Raw genomic sequence first — 1,370 nt, 5'->3', positions numbered from 1 at the left:
TAATTTAGAGACATCTGGAATTTATGAGACAATAAAAAAGGAAGCAGAGAGAATTGAAGAGCTCAAAGAAGAGCGCAGACGCCTAGATGAGAAACAAAACAGGCTAACGCAAATCATTCTAAATCGCGAAGAGTATGAAAAACGAGTAGCAATAGAAAAACAAAGACTCGAAGCTAAGATATCACAAGAACGACAGCAAATAGAACAGCAAACAAGACTTGCAGAGCAAATCAAAGAACGACAAATAGAATTAGAGCAAGCAAAAAATGAGCGAGAGAGAATCTCAAAAGAATTACAAACCCAGCAAGCATCAATTGATAAACAAATTCAAACTCAAAAGACCGAATTACAAAAGACAAAGACAGAGTATGAGAAAAAATCCCAGTCTGCTAGAGCAAAAAGACAAAAGATTGAAGCCCAGCTAAAGACAGAAAAAAGCAAAATCGAAGAACAGGACCGCATTCTTCAAGCAATTCTAGCACAAGAAGAAGTCTTTGAGCGAATTCAAAAAGAAAGACAAGAGATTGCAAACCAAGTACTACAAGAAAAGACAAAGCTGTATGAGCAAAACAAACTCACAACAACTCTGGATGAAAAAGAGATATCTCTCAATGAAATAAAACTGCAAAAACAAAAGATTCTATCTGAAGTAAAAAATGACAAGTCATTACTCAAAGAAATTCAAAAAGAAAAATCAAAGATTCAAAAACAGATACAAACAAACCTTGCAAAAATCGAGGAATCAAAACAAGCTGAAGAGCAGCAACTACAACAGCTAACTCAGGCTCGCCAGAGCATGGTAGGGGATATCCAGTCTGCAAAGCTTAGCCTAGATGAGCAAAATAAACTTGCAGCAAATCTTGCACAAAAGGAAGCAGCACTTAACTCAATAAAGTCTGAAAAACAAAAGATTCTCAGTACTGTAAACAAAGATAAATCCTTCCTAAAAGAAATTCAAAAAGAAAAATCTAGTCTAGAGCGACAGATTGGGGCTAACCTCAAAAAGATTGAAAAATCCCAAAAAGCTGAAGAGGCAAAGCTTGCACAGCTAGTAAAAGAGCAGCAAAAAATTCTTGATGCAATAAAACAAGAAAAAGAGACGCTATCCAAGGCAGCAAAAGAAGCACTAGCAATGAAGCAAAAGCAAGAAGCTTTAGAGAAGACAAGAAAAGAGCGACAAGAAATTGAGCGCCAGATAAAACAAGCAGCAAAAGAGCTTGAAAAAGTCAAAAAGGAACGAAAAAAGATCTCAAAGACCAAATCAAAACCAAAAAAAGATTCCACAAAAAAGAAAAAACCAAAATCAAAAACAAAATAATTATAAAATAATCACAACTCGTGCCTAAATCAATTATATTTCCCTTTGAATG

At 35.0% G+C, this 1,370-nt stretch carries 1 pseudogene; it reads left to right on the top strand.

Annotation, left to right across the window (positions count from 1 at the left end):
- Positions 1–1,318 (top strand): annotated as a pseudogene (locus tag C6988_RS10840) (hypothetical protein); the annotation flags it as partial.
- Between the last annotated feature and the right edge of the window lie 52 nt (positions 1,319–1,370).

Source organism: Nitrosopumilus sp. b1, from assembly GCF_014078545.1.
Classification (GTDB): Archaea; Thermoproteota; Nitrososphaeria; order Nitrososphaerales; family Nitrosopumilaceae; genus PXYB01.
This window is presented reverse-complemented; position numbering and strand designations above follow the sequence as displayed.